Below are 22589 nucleotides of genomic sequence, written 5' to 3'. Positions count from 1 at the left end.
GCGCGCCGCCCGCCCGGCAGCGCCGCTCAGCGCGGCGGCGCGTCCGGCGCCGGCGGCCACGATCCCGCCTGCCCGGTCACGAGCAGCCGCGCTTCGGGCGCCCTCCAGTCGCGCGCGCCCGTGAACCGGAGCGCCAGCGTGCCGTCCGGGCGCACGAGGAACGTGTCGGGCAGCGTCGAGACCCCGAGCCGCCGCCCGAGGGCGGGCGAGCCGGCCCGCACGACCTCGGGCGGCACCTCGCCGTCGAAGAAGGCGCGCACGACCTCCCAGCTCTCGTCGACGCTCACGGCCACGAGCTCGACGCCTCCGCCCCGCTGGAGCTCCCGGCCGAGATCGAGCAGGGCAGGGAGCTCGGCGCGGCACGGCGCGCACCACGTCGCCCAGAGGTGGAGCAGCACGGCCCGGCCGCGCAGCGCGCTCAGGCGAAGCTCGCTCCCGTCCGGCCGCGTGAGGATCTCGTCCGGCGCCAGCTCGGCCCCGGAGAGCGGCTCGTGCGCGAAGGGGCGCCCCGGCCGCCCCGCGCCGCGGCGGTGCTCCACCGCCCAGTAAAGGCCCACCGCGAGCGCCTGGAGGAGCATCAGGACGCCGGCGGCGCGGGAGGCAGCGCGGAGGTGCGGGTGCGCGCCCATGGAGCTACTCCGCGGCCGGTGGCAGGGCCGCCGCGGCGCGCGGCGCGGGGCCGGCGGCGCCCGGCGCGGCGTCAGGGCCCGGGGCGGCCGCCGCCCCCTCGCGCGCGGTGCCCACGACGCTGTAGAGCACCGGCAGGACGAGCAGCGTGAGCAGCGTGGAGGAGATCACGCCGCCGATCACGACTGTCGCCAGAGGGCGCTGGATCTCGGCGCCGACGCCCGTGTTCAGCGCCATCGGCACGAAGCCGAGCGACGCGACGAGCGCCGTCATCAGGACCGGACGGAGGCGCCGCTCGGCCGCGAGCTCGATGGCCGCCCGCACCGGCATCCCGGCCGCGGTGAGCTGCCGGACGGTGGAGACGAGCACCATGTCGCCGAGCACCGCGACCCCCGACAGCGCCACGAACCCGACGCCCGCGGAGATGCTGAAGGGCAGGTCGCCGAGCCAGAGCGCGACGACGCCGCCGATCGCGGCGAACGGGACGCCCGTGAAGACGCGGATCGCGTCGAGGAGCCGCCCGTACGTGACGTAGAGCAGGAGCAGGATCAGCCCCAGGGCGACGGGCACGACGACGAGCAGGCGCGCCTGCGCCCGCTCGAGGTGCTCGAACTGCCCGCCGAAGCGGACGTAGTAGCCGGGAGGCAGCTCGACCTCCCGATCGAGCCGCGCGCGCGCCTCCTCCACATAGGTGCCCACGTCGCGGCCCCGGACGTTCGCCTGCACGACGATCCGGCGCTTCGCCCACTCGCGGTTGATCGCGGTCGGCCCCTCGGTCGTGCGGATCTTCGCGAGCCGCGCGAGCGGGATGCGCTCGCCGCCGGCCGCCGTGACCAGGATGCGGCCGATCGAGGCGGGGTCCTCCCGGTAGCGATCGTCGATGCGCAGCGTCACGGGGAAGCGGCGCTCACCCTCCTGGAGCTGCCCCACCTCGCGCGCGCCGAGCGCCTCGACGACATCCAGCACGTCGGCGGCCGCGATGCCGTGCCGGGCGATGGCGGCGCGGTCGACCTCGATCTCGAGCACGGGCTGCCCCGTGACCTGCTCGGTCACCACGTCCGCGGCGCCGGGGATCCCCTTGAGGACGGCCTCGATCTCCCGCGCCTTCTGCTTCAGCGTGTCGAAGTCGTCGCCGAACAGCTTCACCCCCAGATCGGCCCGGATCCCGGCGACCATCTCGTTGACCCGCATCTCGATCGGCTGCGTGTAGATGACGCGCATGCCCGGCATCCCCGCGAGCTCCGACTCCATCGCCTGGACGAGCTCGTCCTGCGTCGCGGCGCGCTTCCACGCCTCGCGCGGCCTCAGGGTGATGAACATGTCGGACAGCTCGAGCCCCATCGGATCCGTCGCCACCTCCGCGGTGCCCGTGCGGGTCCAGACGCGCTCGATCTCGTCCGGGAACCTCTCGAGCAGGACCCGCTCGAGCTGGGTGCCGTAGCGGATCGACTCGCCCGCCGAGACCCCCGAGAGCCGCACGGTGTTGGCGACGATGGTGCCCTCGCGGAGCCGCGGCACGAACTCGGCGCCGAGCCGGGTCGCGAGGAAGACCGCATTGCCGAGGAGCAGCGCGGCGCCGGCGAGCACCGCCCAGCGTCCCCTTAGCGCGAGCTGCAGCGCCGGCCGGTAGGCCCGCTTGAGGAGGCGCACGAGCGCGTTCTCGCGCGCCTTCATGCGGCGCGGCAGGAGCAGGCTCGCGAGCACCGGCATGAGCGTGAGCGACAGGATCATCGAGCCGACGAGCGCGAAGATGACGGTGAGCGCCATCGGCCGGAACAGCTTCCCCTCTGCCCCCTCGAGGGCGAGGATCGGCAGGTAGACGATCATGATGATGAGCTCGCCGAACATCGTCGGCTTGCGCACCTCGATCGACGCGTCGCGCACGACGTCCGTCGCGCTCCGGTCGCCCGCGTCCTCCGAGAGCCGCCGGACCGAGTTCTCGACCATGATCACCGAGCTGTCGACGACGAGGCCGAAGTCGATCGCGCCGAGGCTCATCAGGCTCCCCGCCACGCCCGCGCGCAGCATCAGATCGAAGGCGAAGAGCATCGACAGGGGGATGGCCAAGGCCACGATGAGCCCGGCGCGGAGGTTGCCGAGGAAGGCGAAGAGCACCGCGACGACGAGGAGCGCGCCCTCGATCAGGTTCTTCTCGACGGTGCCGAGCACCTCGTCGATGAGCTCGGTGCGGTCGTACACGACGGCGACGTCGACGCCTTCCGGCAGGCTCTTCTCGACCTCCGAGAGGCGCGCCTTGAGCCGCGTCGTGACGTCGTGGCTGTTCTCGCCCATCAGCATGAAGCCGAGGCCGAGCACGACCTCGCCCTGGCCGTCCGCGGTGACCGCGCCCCGCCGGATCTCGCGCCCCTCGACGACCCGCGCCACGTCGCGGACCCGGATGGGGGCCCCGCCCTTGGCGGCGACCACGATGTCCTCGATGTCGCTCACGCGCGTCGCGATGCCGATGCCCTGGATGAGGCTGGACTCGCCGGCCTGGTCCAGGGTGCCCCCACCCACGTTGGCGTTGTTGCGCTCCAGCGCTTCGGAGAGGTCGTGGAGCGCGAGCCCCCGCGCCGTGAGCTCCGCCGGGTCGACGAGGACCTGGATCTGCCGCTCGTCGCCGCCCCAGGCGTTGACCTCGGCCACGCCGCGCACCGAGCGGAGCTGCGGCGCGATGACCCAGTCGTGGACCGTGCGCAGCTCGCTCAGCGACTTGCCCTTGCCCGTGACCACGTAGTGGAACACCTCGCCGAGCCCCGTGGCGACCGGGCCGAGCTCCGGGCGCTCGATGCCCGGCGACAGCGTCACGGTCTGGAGCCGCTCCATGACGACCTGACGGGCCAGGTAGATGTCCATCTCCTCCTCGAACCGGGCCGTGACCTGCGAGAGGCCGAAGCGGGACAGCGAGCGGACCTCCTCGAGCCTGGGCAGCCCCGAGATCGCCTGCTCGACAGGCGCCGTGATCTGGCGCTCGATCTCGACGGGCGAGAGGGCAGGGGCGACGGTGTTGATCTGCACCTGCACCGGCGTCGTGTCCGGGAAGGCGTCGATCGGCAGGCGGCGGAGCGCGAGGATGCCCGCCAGAGAGAGGCCGATCGCGGCGAGGATCACGAGCAGCCGGTGGCGGAGCGACCAGGTGATGACGGCGTTCAGCATGGCCGCGCTTCAGTCCTCGCCGCAGCAGCCGGCGCCGATGCTCTCCTTGAGGGTCTCTGTCTTGAGCAGGAAGCTCCCCTCGGTCGCGACCTCCTCGCCCGGGCGCACGCCCTTCGTCACCTCGACGAGATCGCCCTCGGTCGCCCCGATCTCGACCCGCCGCGCCTCGAACTGGTCCTCCGCGAGCCGGACGAACACGAGCTTCACCGTCCTCGCGCGCTGGACGGCGGCGCGGGGCACCATGACCGCGGCGCGCGCCGGGGCGAGGATGCGCGCCCGGCCGAACATGTTGGCCCGCAGCGCGCCGCCCGGGTTCGCGAGCGGGACCCGCGCCTTGGCCGTGCGCGTCGCCGGATCGATGGCCGGCGCCACGTACGTGATCTCCCCCTTGAGCTCGCGCCCCTCGAGGCCGTCGACCTCGACGACCACCGGTTGCTTCAGCGAGACGGCCGGGAGCTCGGTCTCCGGCACGTCGAGCTCCGCCCACATGCTCGAGACGTCGACCACCTCGAACAGGGTCTCCTCGACGCCGACGAGCCGGCCCACGGTCGCCTTGCGCTGGGTCACGACGCCGGCGAGCGGGGTCGTGAGCGTGTAGCCCCCGGTCCCGCCCGCGCTCGCGCCCACGACGGCCAGGGAGGCCGCGAGCGAGGCGCGCTCGGCGCGGGCGGCGTCGAGCTCCTGCTGCGCGGCGAGGACGCTCTTGCGCGCGGCGAGCCCTTCCTTCTCGAGCTGCTCCTCGCGCTGCATGTTCTCCTCGGCGACCTTGAGGCGCGCCACCGCGCCGGCCAGCCGCGATCGATCCGCCCCCACGTCGGCGCTGTCGATGACGGCGAGCGGCGCGCCCTGCTTGACCTCCGACCCCACGTCCACGAAGAGCTTCTGGACGACGCCCGGCGCGCGCGCGTTGAGCTCGGCGACCTTGAGCGCGTCGTAGACGATCCGGGCGGTGACGGGGATCCCTCCGCCGCCCTGCCGCTCGACGGCCTTCGCCGTGAGGATGCCGGCGAGCCGGGCCGTGTCCTTGGTCTTGAATCTGACCTTGGTCCCGTCCGCCGGCGCGCCGTCGCTCGCCACGTCGGCCGCCGGCTTGCCGCCGCGCTCGGGGTGGCAGATGGGGCAGATGGACTCCGGGAGCTCGTGCTCTTTGCACCAGTCGCCCTTTGCCTGGAAGACCGGGGCGAGCTTCGGATTGCACTTCGTGCAGAGCGCTGCGAGCACGCCGTGCTCCTTGCACAGCGCGCCCTCGGCGACACGGCCCGCCGCGGGCTTCGCGCCGGCCTTCGCCTGCTCCTCGGCCGGAGCGGCGTTGTCGGCCTCCCGGCGCCCGCATGCCGCCTCGCACGAGAGGAGGGCGGCGAGGATCGGGATCAGGGCGGCGTGGGCGTGGGTGCGGCCGGCCATGTCAGCTCTCTTTCGGCGGTCTCACGATCTTGAGGTCGGGGTTGCACTTCAGGCACTGCGACTCGGGCAGGCCGTGCTCGGCGCACCAGTCGCCGGTGGCCTTGAAGGCCGGGATCAGCTCCGGGTTGCAGCGGCTGCACTGCGACTCGGGCACGCCGTGCTCTCCGCACCAGTCCTCGTGGGAGCCGGGCTTCACGTCCTTCGGCGCGTGCGCCGCGTTCGCGGGCGCCTGCGCGGCCCCGGCCGCCTGCTCGGTCGCGCCCTTTCCGGCGCCCGGCGCCTCCTTGGAGCACGCGGCGCCGCCGAGGGCGAGGGCGCCGATCACGAGCGAGATGAGATGGATCTTCATGCGTTTCTCCGCCTGATCTTCGTACTGCCGCCGAGCCGGCGCCGCCGCTCCCGCGCGTCGCTGGGCCGACCCGGCCCCGCGTACGCGCGCTCTGCCGCCGGGGAGCGAGGCTGCTGCCGGGGGCGCCGGAGCACATGCCGGCGGAGCGTACCATGCGTCGTCGAGAGCGCGAGCGCGACCGGCCCGAGCTCCGTCCTTCCTGGTAGGCTCGGCGTATGCGCGCTGCGCTCCTGTTCCTCGCCGCGGGCCTCCTGGAGATCGGGGGCGGGTACCTCGTGTGGCTCTGGCTGCGCGATCAGCGCGGCGTGCTCCTCGGCCTCGCCGGGTTCGCCGCGCTCGCGGCCTACGGCGTCATTCCCACGCTGCAGGCGGCCGAGCACCCGTTCGGCCGCGTCTATGCCGCGTATGGAGCCGTGTTCATCGCGCTCTCCATGCTGTGGGGCTGGGGCGTCGATCGGAAGCTCCCCGATCGGCGGGACTGGATCGGGGCGGCCATCTGCCTCGTCGGCGCGGCGATCATGCTGTGGCCGCGGGCGCCGCGACGTTAGCGCCGCGTCGCCCGGATCCCGCTGATGGGTCTGACGGGGAGAATTTGAACCGCAGAGGCACAGAGGGCACAGAGGGGAGAAGAAAGAGATTCGTTTCTGTCACTCTGTGACTCCGTGGCTATTCTATCGATGACATCGGGGGACGAGCCTGGGGCGGTGCGGTGCTGGCGAGTCGCTCCTCGACTCCCCACCTCGAAACATCCCTCGCAAGGTCCCCTGCGCCCGGGCCTCGTGACGGCGGGCGGGTGAATAAGCGCGACAAGAATCATGGACGCCGTCGCTGCACGCCCGCAGCGCTCCGAGCTGCCGGCGCGGCGCTTGGCGAACTCTGGCGCAGGGGCCTGGATCAATCCGTCGAGGGTGCCAACGGCGCGAGAACGCCAGCGAATCCCGAATTTTCTTATCTCGCGGTGCTCTGCGCGCCCTGGCGCCGTCGCGTAAAAATTCTTTTCCTGACGTCCTGATCGCCTCGGTTGGCTCGTATCCGCGCCGTCCAGTCACCGCGTCCGACGACCGGCGAGCCTGGATTTCTGCAGCCGCTGGGGCGCGCGATGACCTGGTCGCCGGCGGATCCATTTGGTCGCGTTAACGTTCTCATTTCGAACGAGGCTCAAGCAGTTCAATCTCACGGGCGGCAGAGCCCGTCTGAGCCCCGGTCGATGTCGGATATTGCGCTACCCAACATCACCCAAAAAACGCGGTTGTTGTGACTTCGGAATAGTCACGTCGGCTCGCAAAACACCGCGAAATGCAGGTTCGCCTTGACGGGCTAGCCAACATGAAACAATAACTATCCTCGTCGCAGTGCCTGACCGAACACGGACCGAGCCCACTCGCTCCGTGGACCTCGAGAGCGAGATTCACCGGAGGGCAACCGCGGCGGTACCTCGGCAGCCTTCACCGCGCGGCGAGCGCATCCGATCAACGAAGGGCAGCGTCGAGCTGTAGAGAGATCGGCTTTTTACCTGGTTAACATAATGAGGAGAATCACATGAGATTCGCATCCAGGCAACTCTTGCTTGCCGCCGCGACGGGCCTTCTCGCCGTGTCCTGCGTCGGCCTGGCGGAGGACTACGAGGACGAGGAAGGCGGCGTGCTCGACGAGGGCCTCACGATCGACCCGAGCGCGGTCTACACGATGGTCGGCGTGCAGAGCAACAAGTGCGTGGAGATCCGCGGCGGGAGCACGGCGAGCTCGGCGGCCGCGCAGATCGCCTCGTGCCGCAGCGGCGACACGAGCCAGCAGTTTCGGGTGGAGTCTGCGGGGAGCAACTACTACCGGCTGCGCAACGTGAAGAGCGGTCTCTGCCTCGGGGTCAACGGCTCGTCGACGTCGAACGGCGCCACCATCGTCCAGTCCAGCTGCGGCAACGCCACGAGCCAGCAGTTTTCTATCACGGACGTCTCCTCGACCGTCCAGCGGTTCACGAACCGCGCCAGCAACAAGGTGCTCGACGTCATGGGGCGGTCGACAGCGGATGGCGCCAGCCTCCACCAGTGGAGCTGGGCCAACGGAGACAACCAGAAGTTCTCGCTCAAGGCTGTGGGGGGCTCGTCGAGCTCCTCGACGTCGTCGAGCTCGTCGAGCTCGTCGAGCTCGACGACGACCTCGAGCTCCTCGACCACCGGGACCGGCGGCGCTGGCGGCGCTGGCGGCGCTGGCGGCGCTGGCGGCGCTGGCGGCGCAGGGGGTGCCGGGGGGACCGGCGGCGGCACCGGCGGTTCGGGCGACGTCGGCGTCGCCCCGGCGTCCGGCTGCGGGCTCGGCTACAGCCAGCTCCCGAACGGCAAGGGCGGCGTCAACGTCGAGCCCGTCTGCATCCCGAAAGAGATGAACTTCAATATGGCCGCGTCGCTGGAAGCCTTCAAGACGACGGTCTATCCGCTGCTGCAGACCAACTGCTCTGGGTGCCACAGCTCGACGGGCAAGGCCCAGGCGCCCCTCCACTCCGACGTCGATCCGGCGCTGGCCCACGAGTACGCGCTCACGCGCGTGAACTTCAAGAAGCCGGCGGACTCGAAGCTCGTCGTCCGGATGGGCATCGACCGGCACAACTGCTTCGGCTCGAGCTGCAGGGACGCGAACACGCAGATGCTCTCCGCCGTCACGGCGTGGGCCAACGCCGTCGCGCCGAGCCTGCCGACGACCCCGCGCCCCGTCGCGGCCGGCGAGCAGGTCACCGAGGCCCAGGTCAAGTCGTGGATCGCGACGGACAAGGCCACCGTCCCCGCGGCGGACGCGGAGTTCATCAAGTACGCCTCGCTGCACGAGATCCACAACAAGGGCGCCACGGCGGAGGAGATGAACGTGGCCCGCGTCGGCCTGTCGAAGGCGCTGAACTCGACGGCGCGCTGGGCTCCCAGGATCGTGAACCCGGTCGACATCAACGGGAAGGGCATCGTCTACCGCTTCGATACCCGCAGCTACTGGGGCTACAACAAGGGCGTCACGAAGCTCCACTTCGGCGGGTCGGACGACGACGTCTTCTTCGGGAGGACCAGCGTCAACTACCTGGGCGAGCCGGTCGGCTCCGACGTCACCTTCCGGGAGAAGTACCGGTATACGTCGGACGTCCAGGTGGATCCGAGCTTCGCGCGGCTGGTCTGGGGGCGCGTCCTCGCCGGCAACGTCGAGGGCGCCACGGACGGCGGCGTGCTGCCGCCCTACGTCGACGGCTTCAAGACGGATTACATCGAGGCGAGCCAGCTCGTCTACACGCTGACCCGTCCGGACGTCTACAACGCGATCATGGCGATCCCCTGGTATGCGCACGACCTCGAGACCGAGCTCGGCGTCATCAAGGACCAGGGGATGAAGTCGTACGAGTACATGCTCACGAAGCAGGCCATCACGGTCGACTCCCGCATGTACTTCAGGGCCAAGACGCGGCGCGGCGGGTACTACTGGAAGACCTGGGACGTCTTCACCGGGCAGCTCGACGGCGGCGTGAACACGATCGAGCAGGCGTGGGAGACGGGCCAGATCCGGTTCCCCTTCTGGGCGCACCCGATCCCGAAGTTCATCAGCGGGACCGGCATCGGCGGCTCGGCGAACAACTGGAGCTTCATCGCGACCCTGGCTCAGCCGCAGGGCACCGAGCCGCCGGGGTGCGATGGGCAGCCGAGCTACGCGGGCGGCGGCTACGTGAACTGCCGCTACTACACCGGGACCGACGGGCTGCAGCAGTCGGCGGAGGAGGTCATCTGGGATCTGCCGAACGGCCTGCAGGGGTACTCGCTGTGGGGCGGCTTCAACCAGCGCCGCGTGGACGCCTTCGTCAACATCGTGCGTGATCCGCGCATCCAGCGGAACGCGTCGGACGCGCAGATCAACAGCACGGTGGGCTTCGCCACCCAGGACCGCCGCCTGAACACCGGCAGCTCCTGCATCGGCTGCCACGCGGACGGCATGAACCGCGGCAACAACGATCTGCGCGACTGGCTGGACGCCGGCGGCGAGCGCCTGCCGAAGGGCGAGCACGGGGTCGACGGGTGGATCAACGACGCTGCGGTCGTGTCGCAGGTCAAGGAGCTGTACCCGCCCTCGAGCGTCATGCGGTCGCGCATGGAGGACGACCGCCGCGTCTTCCTCGCGGCGATGGCGAAGATCAAGAGCGAGATGGTCCTCGGCGCGGACAAGAACGTGTACGTGGAGCCGACGATCTGGACCATCGAGTGGGCGCAGAACTTCTACAAGTACGCGCCGACCCGCTCCAACTGACGCAGCGAAAGGCCCTGTCGGACGGCCGCCGCCCGGCGGCTCGTCCGGCAGGGCCCAGCCCGCCGTCGCTGCATCGACCCCCCATCAATTCATCGATCCTCCGTCCGGCCGACCGCGAGCAGCGCCGAGCGCGCCCGCGAGCCCTCACCTCGCCGCTGGCTCTGGCGCGAGGTCGCTCCCGTCGCTGCGCCACGTGGTGATGCCAGGACGAGCCATGCGTCTGCGGCCGCGCTGCCGGCGCACGATTCGAGGAGCTGCTCCGGCTTCTACAGGTAGTCCAGGCGGGCCGCGAGATCGTGCACCGGACGCCGCGCGGCCCTGACCGCCCCCGACGATTGCCGCTCAGCGCGGCTCTCTTTATGTTTCTCACGAGCAAAGCGCAGCGGCCAAAAGGCTCGCCGCGCAGGTTCCGGGCTCGACCACGGAGCGGCGCTGCGGCGGGGCTGTAGAGGGGGCGTCATGGAGGTCAAGGGCTTCGCGAGTGCGGCTTCGAGCGGGTTCATACGTCGCGACGTCTACAGCCTCTCCCCGGAAGGCCCTGAGATCGCGGCGCTCAGGCGGGGGATCGCCGAGATGCAGCGTCGATCTCGGGTCGATCGCCGCGATCCGACCGGCTGGGTCTACCAGGCCGGGATTCACGGGTGGCCAGACGGTGGAAATCCGCTCCCCGGATGGAACGCGTGCCAGCACAGCAGCTTTTTCTTTCTCTCCTGGCACCGCATGTATCTCTCCCGATTCGAGCGGATCCTGAGGTCCGCCTCCGGAGATCCGGGCTTTGCGCTCCCGTACTGGAACTACTCCGCCGCCGGCAATCGCGCGATACCGGCCGCGTTTCGAAAGCCCGGGGATGCGTCCAACCCTCTCTACGCCGAGGAGCGCGCGGCGGGCATCAACCAGGGAGCCCTTCTCCCCCCGTCTGCGGTCACGTTTTCGTCGGCCTTCCGTTTGACCAACTTCAGCGCTCGGCCCGGGACGCGCGTGAGCTTCGGTGGGGGTGCGCTCCGGCAACCCGGGCAAGGCGGAGCTCGCGCCGGGGAGCTTGAGCGGCAGCCGCACAACGTCGTCCACGGCATGGTGGGCGGTCAGGATGGCTGGATGAGCTACACGGACACGGCCGCGCAAGATCCCATCTTCTGGCCGCACCACGCGAACATCGACCGATTGTGGAAGCGCTGGCTCGACCAGGGCGGAGGGCGCGGCTACCCAGGACGCTCGGAGGACGAGGAGGCCTGGTGGCGCCTCAGCTTCGATTTCGTCGACGAGAACGGCAGCCTCGTGCGGATGACGGGCGAAGAGATCACCGACACGGTCCTCCAGCTAGGCTACCGCTATGACGATGATCCGCCGCCGCTCGCGACGGTTCGCCTCGCTGGAGAGAGCAGCGCTGCTGCCAGGAGCCCGGAGCTCGCCGCGGCCGTCCGCGGGACCAGCAGAGCGCCGATCGCGCTCGGGGCCGAGCCGGTCTCGGTGCTGGTCGAGATGTCGCCCGAAGACGTCGCCGTCCTCAGGACCCTCGCGACGAAAGAGCTCGTCGAGACGCAGATCGTCCTGAGCCTCGAGGACATCGCGTTCGAGCGGAACCCGGGCGTCACCTATGAGGTTTACCTGAACCTCCCCGAAGGGACGCCGCCGGACTACCAGAGCCATTACTACGTCGGCAACATGGGGTTCTTCGTCGCGCGCGGCCACGGGCACCTGCACGGGCCGGCCACCGTCGACCAGGCCTTCGACGTCACGGCCCACGTGCGCACGATGGCCGAGCGCGGCGAGTGGGCGGACGTTTCACCGAAGGTGAGCTTCATCATGCGTGAGCTCATCCCGCCGGGTGGCGCAGAGAACATGTCGGCCGCAGCCGCGGGGAGATCCACGCCAGTCGTGCGCGTAACTATCCGGCGCGTGGTCATCGCGACCGCGTGAGCCCTCGGGAGGTCGCGCATGGGCACCATGGAATCCTCGGTTCGGAGCGCCGCACCCTGCGCGAGCAGTTTCAGGTCCTCGCCTATCGGTCGCTCGTCCGGTGACCGTTCCGGGGACGGCCTAGCGCGGCGGTGCGCGCGGCCGGAGCTCGGCGTCCCGCGCGCCGGCTACAGCGTCAGCTCGGCCTCGACCCTGTGCCGGGTCGCCTGCTCGTAGTCATAGGCATACCCCAGCAGGCGGGGCTCGCTCCAGAGGGGGCCGACGAAGATCAAGCCGAAGGGGGCGCCGTTCTCGTACTGGCCAGCAGGCACGACCACCCCGGGCAAACCGGCGATGTTGATCGCCGATTCCGTGGTCGCCGCGTAGGTGTCCGCGCTGAAGAGCTCCGGGATCACCTCGTAGGTCTGCGGAAACGCCAGGGCATCCAGATCGTGCTCGGCCATCACGGCGTCGAAGAGGCTCAGGTACTGGCCCCGGAGGGCCCAGAAGCTCGACAGATCGGGCGGATCCTCCGGGTGAAGCAGCGAGTCCGCGAGGACAGGGAGCTTCTCGACGTACCAGAACAGCGGGCCGCCATCCTCTTGAAACGGAGATACCCCCGCGATGAGCGACAGCTCGTCGATCGAGCCGACCACGCCCCCGTCGAACGTCAATCCCGCGAGGTATCGCTGGAAGTCGTGGGCGAGCGACTCCGTGCCTCGCATGTCGTAGGGCTCGCCGGGCAAGGCCAGCTCGGCGAACCCGCTGCCGGCGAAGGGATCGTCGACGACCGTCGCGCCCTGGCGCTCGAGCTCCAGGACGGCGCGCGCGTAGAGATCCTCGGTCTCCGGCGACAGGGCGCTCGAGCGAAAGCCCGGGCCGTACAGCCCGATCCGCTTCCTGCGAAGGGCACTCTTGCTGAGCTCGCTCGTGTACCCGCGCGGGGGCAGCCGGCCATCGGAGGCGCTCGTCTTGGGGTCCTCCGGGCTGTAGCCGGCGAGCACGTCCATCACCAGGGCGGCGTCGAGGACGGTCTTCGCGATCGGCCCTGCGACGTCCCTCGTGCTGCCGGCCAGCGGCACGATGCCCGCCGTGGGGACCAGGGCGAACGTCGGCTTGACGCCGACGAGGCTCTGCGCCGCCGCGGGGTTCTGGATGGAGCCCCCCGTCTCCTCCGCGAGGCCCAGCACCGCGAAGCTGGCGGCCACCGCCGTGGCGGTCCCGCTGCTGCTCGCGCCGGGAGCCAGGTCCCTGTCGACGGCGTTGTACGTGGGACCTGCCCAGCTGCTGTTGGCCCGGGTCCCGTCGTCGCTGAAGGCCGGGATGTTTGTCTTTCCGAGGATGATGGCGCCCGCTCGAATCAGCCGCTCGACGACGACGGCGTTCTCGATCGGGAAGAGATCGACGCCGCCCGCCGCGGCGCTGAGGGGCGCCCAGCCGGCCGTCGACGGCAGTCCGACGACGTCCATCGATTCCTTGATGACCACCGGGATCCCCGCCAGCGGGCCGAGCGGCTCGCCTTTCCTCCGCTTCCTGTCGATCGCGCGCGCCTCGTCGAGCGCGCCCGGGTTCAAGAAGGTGAAGGCGTTGTAGGACGGCTCGTACTGCTCGATCCTGTCGAGGTAGGCCTGGGTCAGGGCCTCTGCGGTGTAATGTCTGTTCCTGTACGCCTTCTGGATCTTCGAGATCGTGAGCTCGGTCACGTCGATGTGGTGGGCGCGGACGGGGCCCGACGCCGCGCCGGCGTCGCCGGGGTTCCCCAGGACGACGCCAAGCAACATGGCGGCGATCCACTCGCCGCCTGGACGTTTGTGCTTCTTCATGAAGGATCGCTCGCTCTCGGTTCAAGACGCAAAGCGCGTCAGTTTATCGAGCTGTACTCTACAAGAAAATTCGTTCCGAGGCTGCTCGACTTTCGACGCGTACGTCCAGCGGCCCGGCGTCACTTGATGATGGCCGGGTCCTCGATCGTGAAACACTCGATCGAGGACGCCGCGTATTTCAGCGCGTTGTACCAGAACTGCGAGATCTGAAAGACCTGCGCCGCTGATCTCTCGTAGCAGGGGCTGTTCGGGTCCATGTACATCTGGGGATTGATGCACGCCGCCGTCCCGAGCCACTGGCCCGAATAGGTCACCCACTCGTCGCCATACGCGACGACGTGGCCTTTGCCGACCTCCTTGTGGACCGCGAAATTGTTCGTGCCGTCGGTGCAGTCGACGGTCGCCGTCGTCGATTTGATCGAGCGCGCGATGTAGGCGCCGACGCTCTGGATGTCCTTGCCGATCGGCGTGTCCTGGTTCCAGGTGCCCACGCTCCCGGGGAGGGGGCCGCCGAGCGGCACCGGGCCGCCCCAGCAGTTGCAGTTCGCGCAGTTGGTCCGCGCAGGATCCAGCACGCCGTCGGCGTTGAACTCGATGTCCGTGAACGAGAGGAGCTGGTTGGTCGCCGTGACGTCGTGGATCATGCACCCCTGTCCATTGCACTGATAGCCGCTCAGCGCGATGAGACCACCTCCGTTGTTGACCCAGTCCTCGAGCGCCTTCACCTCGTCAGGCGTGAACTGCCAGGGCTGCCCGTCGTCGTTCTGCGCGCCCTTCGTCACCATCCACTGGAGGAGGATCACGTCGTACTTGGCGAGGAACTCCGGCGTGAGCGTGGGCTTCTCCATGTTGTAGTTGTCGACCTGGGCCGTGCTCTGCGTGTTGAGCCAGTTCTGGAGCGCCGTGGTGCTGTCGCTGCTGCACGGGCCCCAGACGCCCTCATGGCCGATCGACGCGATGTTGATGCAGGTGCAGTTGCCCTCGTCATCGCAGGTCGTCTGATGCCCGGCGTCAGCCGGCGGCTCGCCGCCCGGACCCGAGCTCGTCAGCCCGATCTCGCCGCCAAAGTCGCCGCTGCTGCTGCTGACGGCGCCGGGGCCGCTCGCGCCTTGCCCGCCCTCGCCATTTCCCGTGTTGTTGCCGTTGCCGCCGCCGCTCGCCGAACAAGCGATGACCGGCAGCCAGGAGGCCGTGAGCGCAGCGCAGAAGCGAGTCACGAAACGAAGTCTTGCCATGATCCAGAGACTATCATTCCCGCGCTGGCCGGAGGCCTGAAAGCGCGAGGCAGCCCTCTGCCCGCAGCGGCCCCGCCAGCCCCCCCGCGCGGCAGCTCCGGCGTGAGCGCTGCCCCATCCTCTACCGACCGGAGTTGCGGTTCGGCAGCGTCACGAACATGGCGGTCGGTCTGCGCGGCGCGTCAGACGAAGAGTTGCGCGCGGGTGGTGTGGGTGAAAGAAATTGACGCGAGAGGAACGGTCGAGAGGGTCCGAGGAGAATTGAAATTCAACGAGGGGGCTGCCGAGAGGGTCCGGGGAGAATTGAAATTCAACGAGGGGGCTGCCGAGAGGGTCCGGGGAGAATTGAAATTCAACGAGGAGGCTGCCGAGAGGGTCCGGGGAGAATTGAAATTCAACGAGGAGGCTGCCGAGAGGGTCCGGGGAGAATTGAAATTCAACCCGACGCCGCCCCGCGGCGGGGCGGCGCTGGCCGACCGCCTGGTCGAGGCGCGCGCGAGGGCGCTCCGCGTGCAACGCCCATAAATCAATGATTCCAATGGCTTGCGCGGATTCCACGGCCGGCCGCGGCCCGCGCCGGGTTCCGGGGGAGCCGCCGCGGCCTACACTGCCGTCGCATGTCCCCCGCATCGCCCACGCCGCCCGCCGGGGCCGACGCGATCGCGCTGCTCGAGCGCGCCCGCGAGCTCGCGGCGCTCGTGCTCGCGCCGGCCGCGAACGCCACGGATCAGGCCGACAGCGTCCCCCGCGAGCACCTCCGCGCGCTCGCGGGCGCCGGTCTCCTCGGGATCGCGACGCCCGCGCGCTACGGCGGCCTCGGGGCGTCGGCGCGGGTCGCGCGCGAGGTCCTGGAGATCCTCGCCGGCGCCTGCGGGGTGACCGCGTTCGTCCAGATGCAGCACGCCACCGCCGCGTGCCCGCTCATCGCGCGCGGCGACAACGAGGCGCTCAAGGAGCGCGTCTTGCCTCGCCTGGCCTCCGGAGAGCGCCTCTGCACCGTGGGCTTCTCGCACGTCCGCCGCCCGGGCCCGCCGATGGTCCGGATCGAGCCCGACGGCGACAACGTACGACTCGACGGCACCGTGCCGTGGTTGACCGGCCACGGGCTCGCCGACGACGCGGTCATCGCCGGTACGCTCCCCGACGGCCGCCTGATGTACGTGCTGACGCCGCTCTCGGCCGGAGACTCCATCGAGGCGTCCGCGCCGCTCCGCCTGAGCGCGATGAACGCCTCGGCCACGGTGTCGCTGACGCTGCGCGCGCTGCGCGTCGGCCCCGAGCAGGTGATCGCCACCGTGACGCGCGAGCAGCAGGCCGCCCGCGACGTGGCGGGCCTGCTGACGCCGGCGGCGCTGTCCCTGGGCGCGGCCGGCGCCGCCGCCGCCCTGCTCGCGTCGCTGGCCGAGCGCCGCGGCGACGCGCAGCTGGCCGGCGCCGCACGGGCGCTCGAGGAGGAGCGGGAGGCCGCCCGCGCCGAGGTGAACGCATGGGCGGACCAGCCGGAGGCCGAGGGGTACGCCGAGCACGCGGTCCGCGCCCGCGCCTCGTGCGTCGATCTCGGCGTCCGCGCCGCGCACGCGGCGGTCGCCGCGACCGGCGGCAGCGCGAACCGCCTCGACCACGCCGCGCAGCGCCTCTTCCGCGAGGCGATGCTCTACTCGCTCACGGCCCAGACGCGCGATCTGCAGGCGGCGACGGTGCAGCGGCTGCTCGGCCGGGGCGCCGGCGCGATGGACCGCGCGCGGCCGTGAGGGCAGGGGCCGCGCGGCGCCCTACGCCGGTTCCTGGGGAGCCGCGCGACCTTCTTCGATGCGGTCCGCGCCGCCTTCGGCGTACGCGCCGACGAACTCCCGCAGCTTCCGGGTCTGGTAGCCGCGCGCGAGCGAAGTGAGCTGCTCGATCCAGGGCGTGAGCCGCGGGTCGTGCAGCCGGAGCCGCTCCGCCTCTTCCAGGATCCTGTGGACGAGCCCCTTGCTCGCGAGCGCCGACAGCGTGGCCAGGTCATCGGCCGAGGGCGGCGTGAGGCGCCCGCCGTCGCCGTCGCCGTCGGCGGCCCGCTCGGCCGGCGAACCCTGCGCGGGCGCCTCGTCGCGGCGGAGCCACTCGACGCCGAGGAGGCGCGATATCTTGTCGAGGAGGGCGCCCGCCTGGATCGGCTTGGGGAGGAAGTCGTCGCAGCCGGCAGCGGCGCACTTCTGCTGCTCGGCCTCGGAGACGCTCGCCGACGAGGCCAGGATGGCGACGCCCCGGAGCTCGGGCATGCGCCGGAGGCGGCGCGTGGCCTCGCAGCCGTCCATGCCCCGCATGTACACGTCCATCAGGATGAGCGCCGGCGCGCGCTCGGCGGCCACGCGCAGCGCCGCTTCGCCGCCGTCCGCTTCGCACAGCTCGAAGCCGAGCGGGCCGAGGAGCCCGCGCGCCACGGCGCGATTCTGGGGGTTGTCGTCGACGATCAGGATCGTGCGGCGCTCCCCCCGATAGCCGACGATCGCGTCCCACCGCCGGGCCTCGCCCGGGCTCGCCGCCTGCTCCGCCGGTCGCGCCTCGGCGAGCGGGAGCGTCACGGTGAACGCGCTGCCCTCGCCGACCTCGCTCTGCACCTCGATCGCCCCGCCCAGCTGCTCGACCAGCTTCTTCGTGATGGCGAGGCCGAGCCCGGTGCCCTCGCTCCTCGCGCCCTGCTCGCCCACCTGCTCGAAGGGCTCGAAGATGCGCGACAGGTGCTCCGCGGCGATCCCGGGACCGGTGTCCTCGACGCGGAAGCGCACCATCCGCCCCGCGGGGACGCGCTCGTCCAGCACCTCGACCCGGAAGAGCACGCCGCCGCGCTCGGTGAACTTGATGGCGTTGCCGAGGAGGTTCAAGAGCACCTGCGTCAGCCGCTTCTCGTCGGCGCGGACGGCCTCGAGCGCCGGGCCGCGTAGCTCGTGGGTGAACGCGATCCCCTTGGCCTCGGCGCGCACCCGGCACAGGTCGACGACCATCTGCACGAGCGCAGGCAACCGGACCACCGTCACGACGGCGTCCATCTTGCCCGCCTCGATCTTGGCCAGCTGCAGCAGATCGTTGATCAGCGAGAGCAGGTGCTGGCTCGATTTCTGGATGACGCTCAGCCCGTCCCGCCACGCCGGCGGGAGCTCGGGCGTCCGCTCCAGGATCTGCGCGTAGCCGATGATGCCGTTGAGCGGCGTGCGCAGCTCGTGGCTCATGCTGGAGAGAAAGTCGCTCTTGGCCTGGCTGGCGCGCTCCGCCGCCTCCTTGGCGACGCGGAGCTCGGCGGTGCGCTCCTTGATCTTGGCCTCGAGGTCCCGGTAGAGGAGGGCGTTCTCCACGGCGATCGCGGCCTGCGCGGCGAGCATCGACAGGAGCTCCACCCGCCGCTCGGGGAACGCCGCGGGCACCTCGCGGTGCTCGAGGTAGAGCACGCCGAGGAGCCGCCCTCGATGCGAGAGCGGCAGCGAGAGGAGCGAGAGGACGGGGTGCGCGGCGAGGTACGGGTCGGCCGCGAAGCGCGCGTCGGCCCGGGCGTCGTCGGCCACGACCGGCTCGCTCGTGCGCGCGACGTAGTTCACGACCGTCCTCGCGATGTCCGCGCTCTGCGAGAGCGGCTCGGACAGGCCCGTCTCGATGCGGCCTCCGTGGACCGAGAGCCGCGCCACCAGCGAGAGCTCCTCGCCCTCGGCCAGCAAGAGGGCGCCGCGCTGCGCCCCGGCGCTCTCCAGCACGAGCTCCATCAGCCGGCCGACGACCCGCTCGGGGTCGAGCTCGCTCGACAGCGCCCGCGCCGCGCGCACCGCGGTGTTCACGTCGAGCTGCGCGCCGCCGGCGACGCCGGTGGTGGTCAGCGTGGAGACGCCTGTCGCGAGGCGGCGCTCCGCGGCCGAGGGCTGGGCCGGCGCGCGCAGCAGGGCGGGCCACCTCGCCTCCAGGTGGGCGACGACGGCGTGCGCGCCCCAGCGGAGATAGGCGTCCCGGGCCTCGCGCAGGTACAGCGCGCCGATGCGGCGCCTGCCCGCCTCCAGGTGGAACTCGGCGGAGAGCTGGGCCGCGAGGGCCTCGATGTGCAGGAAGCGCTGCCCGCGCGCGAGCTCGATGGCCTCGTCGTACCTGGCCATGGCCTCGTCGGTCTTGCCTTGCACGCGGGCGTGCTCCGCCTCGAGGAGGCGCAGCTTGTGGAGGAAGTTGTCCGCGCTCCCCTCGGCGAAATACCGGAGTCGCGCGAGGCCGTGCTCGATGTGCTCGCGGAGCCTGGCCCGCTCCTCCGCGTCCGTGACCTCCAGCCAGCACCTCGCGGCCGCGAGCGCGAGCCAGAGCGGCACGTCGGTCACCGGCGGAAAGCCGAAGATGGACATGCGGAACTGCTCGGCCTCCCGAGCCCGCGCGAGCGCCATCGGAGCGGCGCCCGCGGCGAGGAACAGGTGGGCCTCGAGGATGCGCGCAAGCTCGGCCGCCATCACGTCCCCGTCGGCCAGGAGGGAGCGGGACCCTCGTGAAAACGGCTCTTCCGAGCGGAGCCTCCCCGCGCCGTCCGCGGTCGACAGGAGGCCGCACCACGAGGCGACCGCCTCGAAATAGTGGGTCCCGAGCGCGGTGCCCGCGCGCTGCATCAACCCCCAGCGGGCCGCGCGGTGCGCCTCGATCTGGCCGAGCGGCTGGCCGCGCCACACCCGGTAGTAGAACAGGTCGCCTTCGAGCCCCCAGCTCGCCCCCTGGAACGAGCCGACCTTCAGGCCGGTCGCGCAGGTCCGCTCGAAGATGGGCGCCATCTCGTCCGCGGGGCGGACGTAGGCCGTGTACTGGCCTTCGAAGGACAGGCACTCTGCGAGGAAGGGGGACGCAACGCGCTCGGCCGCGCGCACGCCGGGCCCGACCCAGCTCGCGGCGCGGCGATAGAGCCCCGTGGTGAGCGACCACACGTTGGCGAAACAGACGATGATGAAGGGAGAGACCGGCGTGAGCACGCCCTGCCGCCGCACCCGGTGCACGGCGCGGACGATCACGAGCGCGGACAGGATCGGCTGGCCGCCGATCGCCGCGCAGACCATCAGGTGCATCGTCAGCGCGTCGACGAGCACGTGCGCCGGCGATGGATCGGGGGGCATCCGGTCGAACGCCTCCGGATCGCCCTCGAACCATCGATCCAGCTCGGCGGACTCCTCGAGGAGCGCGGCGCGGCGGGCCTCGTCGGTGTCCGGAAACACGACGTCCTGCTCCGCGAGCGCGGCGAGCCCCAGCTCCACCCCGCGCGCGAACTGGCCTGCTGCCTGGATGCAGCGGACGCGGAGCTCCTGCACCGAGAGCCTGGCGAGCGCCGGCAGGGGCATCGCGAGCAGCCGCGCGGACCGCGCCTCGACGTCGTCGAACTCCCGCATCAGGAAGGCGGCCTCGAGCCGCTCCAGCGCGAGCTCCGCGGACAGCGCCGGGTGCTCGCGCCACGCGTCGTCGCCGAGCAGCGCCTGCCCCGCCTCGGCGAGGCTGGCGAGGAGCCGGTGCGAGCTCGCCGCCTTCGCGGCGCGCGCGGCCTCGAGGTTCAGGCGCGCGAGCGACGCGCGCTCGTCCTCGGCGTCCATCCGCGCCGCGCCCAGGTTCAGGTGCCGCACAAGCTCCAGGAGCTGCTGCGGTGTGCCGCCCTGCGCCCGGTGCCGCGCCCAGAGCCGCCGGCCGATCTCCAGGTGCGCCAGGACGCGCTGCTCCGGCGAGGCGCGCTCGTAGCTCGCCTGTTGCACGCGGTCGTGCAAGAAGCGGTATTCCGCGTCCGGCGCGCCTTCTCCGCTCTGCCCCAGCGCCTGCGCCGTCCGGTAGGCTCCGTCGGCCGGCACCAGGAGCTCCTCCTGCAGCGCGGGCCACAGCGCCCCGGTCACCCGGGCGCGCTCCCACCCGCTGAGCCGCTCCAGATCGTGGAGGTGGAACGTGTGCCCCGCGCACGCCGCGAGCCCCAGGAGCTGCTGGGTCGCCTCGGGCATCTCGCGCACCTTGTCCGTCAGGAAGGCCACGACGTTGTCGGTGATCTGCGCCTGCTCCAGGTCCTTTTGCTCCCAGCGCCACGCGCCGCTCTCCGGGTCGCGGACCACCTTGCCCTGCTTGTGCAGCGAGAGCAGCAGCTGCTCCATGAAGAACGGGTTTCCTCGGGTCTTGTGCCACAGCACCCGGGAGAGCGGCTCGACCCCCGTCGCCTCGCTGTCGAGCGCCCGCGCCGCCCACGCCTGCACGTGCGCTTCCGACAGGGGGCGCACCGACATCCTCGACACCCTCGCTCCGCTGTCTTCCACCGACGAGACGAGCCTCCACAGCGGGTGCTCGGGGGGCGCCTCGTTGTCGCGGTAGGCCGCGATCACCAGGAGATCGCCGCGCTCCGCGTCGGTGAGCAGCGTCTTCAGGATCTCGAGCGTGGCGCTGTCGGCCCACTGCATGTCGTCGAGGAACATCACGAGCGGCGCGTTCGGCGCCGTGACCGCCCGCACGAAGTCGAGCCAGGTGAGCCGCTGGCGGGCGAGCACCTGATCGCCCTGCACCGGCGGCACCGGCGCGAGCTCGCCCATGATCCGGTCGAGCTCCGGCACCACGTCGGCGATGAGCCGCGCGTTCTCGCCGACGTCGGCCTCGATGCGCTCCCGCCACGCGCTGAGCACCGGCTTCGGGCTCGCCAGCCACTGCTGCATGAGCGCCCCGAACGCCTGCGCCATGGCCGCGTACGGCGTCGACCGCGCGAGCTGGTCGTGCTTGCCCGAGATCAAGAGGCCGCGCCCTCGGGCCGCGATGTCCCCGTAGACGGTGCGCACCAGCGCCGTCTTGCCGATGCCGGACGGCCCGCCGATGAGCACGAGCTCCGCCGCGCCCTCGGCGGCGCGGGCGAAGCACGCGCCGAGGAGCTCGCGCTCGCGCTCTCGCCCGACGAGGACGTCGGGCAGCCGCAGCTTGTGCGAGAAATCCCTGCTCCCGAGCGGGAACCGCTCCACCGCGCCGCGCTCGCGCCACAGGCGGAGCGCGCGCTCCAGGTCTTCCGCGGCGCCCCGGGCCGTCTGGTACCGCCGGTCGGGGTTCTTCGCCAGGAGCCTTCCCGCGATGGCCGCGACGCCCGGGGGCACCTCCGGGGCGACCAAGTCGAGGGCGGGCGGCTCCCTGGCCAGGTGCGCGTGCACCAGCGAGAGGGGGTCGCGGTCGGTGAACGGCAGCCGGCCCGAGAGCGCCTCGAAGAGCGTCACGCCGAGCGAGTACAGGTCGGTGCGCGCGTCGATCGCCCGCGCCGTGCGGCCCGTCTGCTCCGGCGACATGTACGCGAGCGTCCCCTCGAGCCCTTCGGGGATGCTCGCCGCCGTCGCCTCCAGCGGCAGCGACGAGGCGATGCCGAAGTCGAGCAGCTTGACCTGCGAGTACGCCGCATCGACGAGGACGTTCTGCGGCTTGACGTCCTTGTGGGTCACGCCCGCCGCGTGCACGGCCTCGAGGACCCGCGCGAGGAGCGCGCCGAGCCTCAGCCCCGCGTCCACCGGCAAGCGCCCTCGCTCGGCGAGGACGCGATCCAGCGACCGGAGGCCGGGGTCCTCGAGCGCCAGGCCGACCGCGCCGCCCTGCTGCACGAGCTCCCGCGCCCGCGGCACCCCGGGCACCGCCCCGAGCTGCGTCAGGATGTGATGCTCATGCAGGAGGCGCCCCGTCACGCGCGAGCTCGGCTCGGGCGTCGCAGGGAGCTTGAGCACCACCCTGTCGCCCGAGGGGCGATGGACCGCGCGGCACACGCGGGTCTCGGTCCCTTCGTGCAGCACCTCCCCCACAGCGTAGTCTCTGAGATCCATCCCGGTTCAGCTCCTCTTCGGGTCCGGCGGAGATGCC

The 22589-nt window shown here is 71.3% G+C and carries 12 protein-coding genes; 5 read left to right on the top strand and 7 right to left on the bottom strand.

Going from position 1 to position 22589, the window contains the following annotated elements; translation table 11 throughout:
- Positions 1–26: 26 nt before the first annotated feature.
- The 4 genes from WMF33_RS24005 to WMF33_RS23990 are packed head-to-tail and all read right to left on the bottom strand — an operon-like array spanning position 27 to position 5536.
- Positions 27–629, bottom strand: a complete 603-nt coding sequence (locus WMF33_RS24005) for a TlpA family protein disulfide reductase (protein WP_437339294.1) — start codon at positions 627–629, stop codon at positions 27–29.
- A 4-nt stretch (positions 630–633) separates the two neighbouring features.
- A complete protein-coding gene (locus WMF33_RS24000) occupies positions 634–3783 on the bottom strand; it encodes an efflux RND transporter permease subunit (RefSeq protein WP_437339293.1) in 3150 nt (1049 codons plus the stop codon).
- Positions 3784–3792: 9 nt separating this feature from the next.
- Positions 3793–5187, bottom strand: a complete 1395-nt coding sequence (locus WMF33_RS23995; protein WP_437339292.1) for an efflux RND transporter periplasmic adaptor subunit — start codon at positions 5185–5187, stop codon at positions 3793–3795.
- Between the two features lies 1 nt (position 5188).
- Entirely contained in the window at positions 5189–5536 is a 348-nt protein-coding gene (locus WMF33_RS23990; protein ID WP_129576409.1) for a hypothetical protein, read from the bottom strand.
- Positions 5537–5751: 215 nt separating this feature from the next.
- Between WMF33_RS23990 and WMF33_RS23985 the strand changes: the two genes are divergently transcribed.
- From WMF33_RS23985 to WMF33_RS23975, 3 genes are all read left to right on the top strand, one after another.
- Positions 5752–6084, top strand: coding sequence for a YnfA family protein (locus WMF33_RS23985; RefSeq protein WP_437339291.1), 333 nt, complete (start codon positions 5752–5754; stop codon positions 6082–6084).
- Between the two features lie 991 nt (positions 6085–7075).
- Complete coding sequence (locus tag WMF33_RS23980) at positions 7076–9805, top strand: RICIN domain-containing protein (protein WP_437339290.1); 2730 nt, start codon at positions 7076–7078, stop codon at positions 9803–9805.
- Between the two features lie 459 nt (positions 9806–10264).
- Positions 10265–11722, top strand: a complete 1458-nt coding sequence (locus tag WMF33_RS23975) for a tyrosinase family protein (protein ID WP_437339289.1) — start codon at positions 10265–10267, stop codon at positions 11720–11722.
- Positions 11723–11889: 167 nt separating this feature from the next.
- Here WMF33_RS23975 and WMF33_RS23970 read toward each other — a convergent pair whose 3' ends face one another.
- Positions 11890–13524, bottom strand: a complete 1635-nt coding sequence (locus tag WMF33_RS23970) for an amidase (RefSeq protein ID WP_437339288.1) — start codon at positions 13522–13524, stop codon at positions 11890–11892.
- A gap of 119 nt (positions 13525–13643) precedes the next feature.
- Positions 13644–14759 carry a hypothetical protein gene (locus WMF33_RS23965; RefSeq protein ID WP_437339287.1) on the bottom strand — a complete coding sequence of 372 codons (1116 nt, stop codon included), beginning with the start codon at positions 14757–14759 and terminating at the stop codon, positions 13644–13646.
- Positions 14760–14963: 204 nt separating this feature from the next.
- Between WMF33_RS23965 and WMF33_RS23960 the strand changes: the two genes are divergently transcribed.
- Both WMF33_RS23960 and WMF33_RS23955 read left to right on the top strand, forming a co-directional pair.
- The gene (locus WMF33_RS23960; RefSeq protein WP_437339286.1) at positions 14964–15284 is read left to right on the top strand and encodes a hypothetical protein; all 321 of its coding nucleotides are present in this window, start codon (positions 14964–14966) and stop codon (positions 15282–15284) included.
- A 92-nt stretch (positions 15285–15376) separates the two neighbouring features.
- Positions 15377–16510, top strand: a complete 1134-nt coding sequence (locus tag WMF33_RS23955) for an acyl-CoA dehydrogenase family protein (RefSeq protein WP_437339285.1) — start codon at positions 15377–15379, stop codon at positions 16508–16510.
- Between the two features lie 21 nt (positions 16511–16531).
- Here WMF33_RS23955 and WMF33_RS23950 read toward each other — a convergent pair whose 3' ends face one another.
- Positions 16532–22552 (bottom strand): AAA family ATPase, encoded by a 6021-nt coding sequence (locus WMF33_RS23950; RefSeq protein ID WP_437339284.1) that lies wholly within the window; start codon positions 22550–22552, stop codon positions 16532–16534.
- Between the last annotated feature and the right edge of the window lie 37 nt (positions 22553–22589).

Origin of the sequence: Sorangium sp. So ce394 (genome assembly GCF_051474665.1) — a bacterium.
Taxonomy (GTDB): Bacteria; Myxococcota_A; Polyangia; order Polyangiales; family Polyangiaceae; genus Sorangium; species Sorangium cellulosum_D.
This window is presented reverse-complemented; position numbering and strand designations above follow the sequence as displayed.